The 5,500-nt window shown below is 37.4% G+C and carries 4 protein-coding genes and 3 tRNA genes; all 7 read left to right on the forward strand.

Annotated features, from left to right (window positions below; all coding sequences use genetic code 11):
* The first annotated feature begins 342 nt into the window (after positions 1–342).
* Positions 343–987, forward strand: a complete 645-nt coding sequence (gene uvrY / locus DS885_RS09650) for a UvrY/SirA/GacA family response regulator transcription factor (RefSeq protein ID WP_113819225.1) — start codon at positions 343–345, stop codon at positions 985–987.
* A 71-nt stretch (positions 988–1,058) separates the two neighbouring features.
* Complete coding sequence (uvrC, locus tag DS885_RS09655) at positions 1,059–2,891, forward strand: excinuclease ABC subunit UvrC (protein WP_113819226.1); 1,833 nt, start codon at positions 1,059–1,061, stop codon at positions 2,889–2,891.
* Between the two features lie 165 nt (positions 2,892–3,056).
* A complete protein-coding gene (gene pgsA / locus DS885_RS09660; protein ID WP_113819227.1) occupies positions 3,057–3,620 on the forward strand; it encodes a CDP-diacylglycerol--glycerol-3-phosphate 3-phosphatidyltransferase in 564 nt (187 codons plus the stop codon).
* A 171-nt stretch (positions 3,621–3,791) separates the two neighbouring features.
* Positions 3,792–3,867: transfer RNA gene (locus DS885_RS09665), tRNA-Gly, on the forward strand.
* Positions 3,868–3,875: 8 nt separating this feature from the next.
* Positions 3,876–3,949: transfer RNA gene (locus DS885_RS09670), tRNA-Cys, on the forward strand.
* Positions 3,950–3,960: 11 nt separating this feature from the next.
* A tRNA-Leu gene (locus DS885_RS09675) sits at positions 3,961–4,046 on the forward strand.
* A gap of 639 nt (positions 4,047–4,685) precedes the next feature.
* The gene (locus tag DS885_RS17780; RefSeq protein ID WP_113819228.1) at positions 4,686–5,378 is read left to right on the forward strand and encodes a PEP-CTERM sorting domain-containing protein; all 693 of its coding nucleotides are present in this window, start codon (positions 4,686–4,688) and stop codon (positions 5,376–5,378) included.
* The last annotated feature ends 122 nt before the right edge of the window (positions 5,379–5,500 follow it).

The following is a 5,500-nucleotide window of genomic DNA, read 5'->3' on the forward strand; positions in this document are numbered from 1 at the left end:
TTTTTTTTGTATTTTATTATAAATAGTTTGCTATGATGTTGCGCTACTTAAATTGTATTATTAAATATAAAGCGTTAAAGTAGATTTTTTGTGTGTTTTATAAGCATTACAAGGAGAAAAAATCGCATAGCGTAGCAATAGTTAACTCTGGCTCTATAAGCGACCTAAAAAATTAGGTAGAGTAGCTCGTTGCAAAATTGATGCTCAAATTAAGATTAGTAAGTTATTCAGTATATTATGTTTGTTAGCAGAATAGATGAAGAACAGAAAATAACAGTATCAAACATAATAGATTAACCTGTTTAATTTATGAGTTAGTTTTTACTCATACGGAGAAGTTTAGTGATAAATATCCTGCTGGTCGATGACCATGAATTAGTTCGTACAGGGATAAGCCGTATCATTGATGATGTTCGAGGCATGAAAGTAATAGGCGAAGCGGAAAGCGGTGAAGAAGCCGTGAAGTGGTGCAGAAGTAATGAACCAGACGTAATTTTAATGGATATTAATATGCCTGGTATTGGTGGGTTAGATGCAATGAATAAGATTTTGCGTATCAATGAAGATATCAAAATCATTATGTTAACCATGCATACTGAAAATCCATTTCCAACAAAAGTAATGCAAGCGGGCGCTGCGGGTTATCTCAGTAAAGCTGCTTGTCCAGATGAAGTGTTAAATGCGATCCGTGCTGTTAACTCAGGACAACGTTACCTAACACCAGAAATTGCGCAACAGATGGCGCTATCGCAACTTGCACCAAGTGATGAAGACCCATTCCGTGTGCTATCGGAGCGTGAACTGCAGATCATGATCATGATCACTAAGGGGCAACGTGTTGTGGATATTTCTGAGCAATTAAGTTTAAGCTCTAAAACGGTGAACAGTTACCGTTATCGCTTGTTTGATAAATTAGGTGTGCAAGGGGATGTTGAATTAACGCACCTTGCAATTCGTTATGGCATGTTAGATGCCGATACGCTTTAAAATACCTATTTTGAAATGATATATTAGGCACCTACTTAGGTGCCTTTTTATTATATGCAGTGATCTCATTTATGACTAAATTCAATTCAGATGCTTTTTTAAAAACCGTAACCACTGAACCTGGTGTGTATCGGATGTTTAACGATAAAGATCAAATTATCTATATCGGTAAAGCTAAAAATCTTAAAAAACGTTTGAGCAGTTATTTTAGCCTGACCCAAAAACACCCTAAAACCTTAGCTTTAGTAAGCCATATTGTACGTATTGAAGTAACCATTACGCATACTGAAACAGAAGCGTTGATCCTTGAACATAATTTTATTAAGCAGCATAAACCTAAGTACAACGTTTTATTGCGTGATGATAAATCTTATCCTTACCTGTTTTTAAGTGACCACAAACACCCTCAATTAACCTTAGTACGCTCCCAAAACAAAAAGCGTAAAGGCACCTATTTTGGTCCTTACCCAAGTGGTGGTGCTGTTCGTGAAAGCTTGCATTTAATGCAGAAATTATTTCCCATTCGCCAATGTGAAGATAGCTACTATAAAAACCGCTCGCGTCCCTGTTTACAGTATCAATTAAAGCGCTGCCTAGGCCCTTGTGTTAATGCGATGCCTGAGCAGGAATACACGCACCAAGTCGAGCTTGCGACCGCATTCCTGCAAGGTAAGAGTCAAGGAGTGATTGAGCAATTAGTGACAGAGATGGAAGGTGCTAGTGTCAATCTCGAATTTGAAAAAGCAGCGGTAAGACGTGACCAAATTCAATCCTTAAAAAAAGTACAAGAGCAACAATGGGTGAGCGGTGAAGTTGAGCAGCTAGATGTATTAGGCTTTGCTTATCAACATGGTGTTGCCAGTATTCATATGTTGTTTATTCGACAAGGGCGTGTGTTAGGGAGTCGTAACTACTTCCCTAAAGTGCCTAAAAACTCTTCGCAAGAAGAAGTGTTAAGTAGTTTCTTAAGTCAGTTTTATCTGTCAGGTCAAAACGGCCGTGCAATACCAAGAGAAATCTTATTAACCGATGACTTTGCTGATCGTGAAATATTTGAAGATCTATTCTCAGAACACAGTGGTTACAAAACCAAACTAAAGATTGTAATGCGAGGTGAACGCTTACGTTTTATTAAGTTAGCAAAAACCAATGCAACAATAGCCTTAAGCACTCATTTAAGCCAACAGAAGTCGATTTTACAACGTTATAACCTATTGGAAGAGAAGCTTGAGTTAACGGCGCCTATTCAACGTATGGAATGTTATGACATCTCGCATATGATGGGAGAAAAAACCGTCGCCTCATGTGTTGTCTTTAACCGCGAAGGGGCGAAAAAATCAGATTATCGTCGTTTTAATATTACTGGTATCACTCCGGGTGATGATTATGCCGCCATGGGACAAGTATTAGCACGACGCTTTAAGGATGTACAAAGCGCGGAAACCACACCTGATATCATCTTTATTGATGGTGGGTTAGGGCAGTTAAGCCAAGCTGAGACCATTATTAGTTCTCTAGAGCATCACTTTCCTGAAAAATACCCTTTATTAATTGGTATTGCTAAAGGGGTGGCACGTAAAGCCGGTGAAGAGACATTAATCTTAGCCGATAGCCATGAAATATTAGAAGTAGAGAGTGATTCACCTGCATTGCATCTTATTCAGCAGATTCGAGATGAATCTCACCGTTTTGCCATTATGGGGCATAGACAGCAGCGCGATAAAGTAAGAAGAACGAGTACCTTGGAAGGGATCACTGGTGTGGGTGCTAAACGACGTCAAATGCTACTTAATCATTTTGGTGGTTTGCAAGGAGTGAAGTCTGCGAGTATTGATGAATTAAGTAAATTAAACGGAATAAGTAAGAGCTTAGCTGAGACTATTCATGAAGCGTTACACCATTAATTTGAGTTTAAAAGTTAAACCATTAACCACAAACAAAGGAAATATAAACTATATTGCTCATAACAAGTAGTTAGTTCATTTTAATAGTTATTTTATCGGTTAAGCATTTGCAAATACTAAGCATAAAGTGCCAAAATAAGCGGGCATAGCCTAAAGGATATTTCAATGCTTAACATACCTAATATATTAACCTCATTTCGAATTTTATTAATCCCAGTATTTGTCATTATTTACTACCTTCCAAGTGTATGGGCGTCTGCTGCAGCTGCGTTTGTATTTTGCTTAGCAGGTGTAACAGATTGGCTTGATGGCTATTTAGCACGTCGCTTAAATCAACAAACGCCTTTTGGTGCGTTTTTAGATCCTGTTGCCGATAAAATAATGGTGGCCGTCGCATTAGTGATGATAGTGGAGCATTATGCGGTAATTTGGATCACTATCCCGGCAATGGTGATGATTTGCCGAGAAATTATTATCTCAGCATTACGCGAATGGATGGCGGAATTAGGTGAGCGAGGCATTGTTGCTGTGTCATGGATCGGTAAAGTAAAAACCGCTTCACAAATGTTAGCGTTATTTTTATTAATATGGCAATACTCAGTGACAATGGAGTGGGCTGGTTTTGTATTCCTTTACATTGCAACTGCATTAACGCTTTGGTCTATGATTGTTTATTTAAAAGCGGCGTGGCCATTATTAAAAAAAGGCAACGAAGTAAAAAGTGATTAATTTCACTAATATCGTTGAATATCTCGCCGCTTAGTCTAAAAAAGCGGCGAACAGTTTAAAAGAAGTAAAAAAGTCGATAAATAGTGTTGACTCATTCTGAAGAATCATTAGAATGCGCACACATCGAGAGGGGAAACAGTTACTGCTTCTTCTTGAGATAAACATAGTGATGCGGTACTAGCTCAGTTGGTAGAGCACAACCTTGCCAAGGTTGGGGTCACGAGTTCGAGTCTCGTGTACCGCTCCAAATGTTTTGGCGGAATGGCAGAGTGGCCATGCAGTGGATTGCAAATCCATCTACCTCGGTTCGACTCCGGGTTCCGCCTCCATTATAGAATTTGCCCGGGTGGTGAAATCGGTAGACACAACGGATTTAAAATCCGTCGCTTAATAGGCGTGCCAGTTCAAGTCTGGCTCCGGGCACCAATTCTATAAATAAGCCAGCGATAAGCTGGTTTTTTTATGCCTAAAATTTGAGTTAAATAGTGCTAAACTTGTTTTCCTCATAGTCCCTTATTACTTCAAAAATTATTTACTGCATTTACTTTGAACACCATTAGCAGCTAGCAGCATTTTTATTTGAAATATACGTTCAATTCAATTTATACCCGTAACATTAAATAATGTGCTCTAAGTTTTTCTCAGAAAAATAACTTCGTTAATAATCTATCGGAGAATAAAAAATATTCATTCTTTAATAGTTGTTCCAACTACTAAAATTACAATAAAGAAATAAGTATTTTAACAAGTAAAATAGATAAGCTCATTAATGTAACTGGTATTACCTCACCCTTGGCTAGTTGACCTTAGATCTGTGCATTAAAGTAATTATTGTTTTCTATTGTAAGATTAATTAGGTAATTTAATATTTATAAAGGGATAATTGTCGGTTTTTTTTACATCTATTTGTAGGTACTTATTACTTTTTTTGTATCTAATTGAAACTAAAGAGGTATTAATTTTGGCATAGATTGTGCTTTATTTAGTCATTAAATAAATATTAATGGATTAGCCTAAGTGAGATCAATATTGGTTAGGTTAGGTAAGTAGCAAAAGGAATAATTTATGATCAATTCAAAAAAACTGTTAACAAGCCTCTCTGCTGGCATATGTTTAATGTCGGCACTTATCGCACCAAGTACTCAAGCCAGCGTTATTAGTGTTTCACCAGATACTATTGTGAGTGTTTCTGCTGATGGCGATGAGAGTTCAGTAGGTACAGTTAACAGCGGTCCTTTAAGCAGTTCTGAGTTAATTGTACGTGAGCGCAAAAATACCTCTCAAGAATCATTACGTATTGCTACTTTTTTTGATTTTGACTTAAGTTACCTAACGGCAAGCGATGTTAATAATAATGCCTTTTCTGCCGTATTCAGCATTGATTTTGTCTCTACTGTAAATACTAAAAATGCAATGGGTGTGTTATTAGGTGAAGTAGAAAGTGCTTGGACAGATACTGCAGGCTCTTTACCATTATATGAATGGGCAGACTTATCAACGAACCAAACAACGGTAGTAGATGACGTTAAAACAGCGACATTTGATACTTACACATTAGATGTGACAAGTACGATCCAAGACTGGGTTAATGGTGTATCTGATAATTATGGTTTTGTGTTATTTGCAGATTCCACTGTTTATCAAGGTGCTGGTTTTGATAACGCTGCATTAGTGGTGAATGTACCTGCTCCTTCTACTATCGCTATTTTCGGGTTAGCATTGGTTGGCTTGTCATTAGCGCGTAAAGCTAAAAAATAGGCTTAATTAACCCGTTATACTTATTTTCAAAGGCACTGATCGCAATGGTCAGTGCTTTTTTGTTTTTATAGGCTGGTAGAGCAAAGGTTGTTATTGATGGTATTATACTAATCATAGTAAGT

The sequence above is a fragment of the Psychromonas sp. B3M02 genome (assembly GCF_003318165.1).
Taxonomy (GTDB): domain Bacteria; phylum Pseudomonadota; class Gammaproteobacteria; order Enterobacterales; family Psychromonadaceae; genus Psychromonas.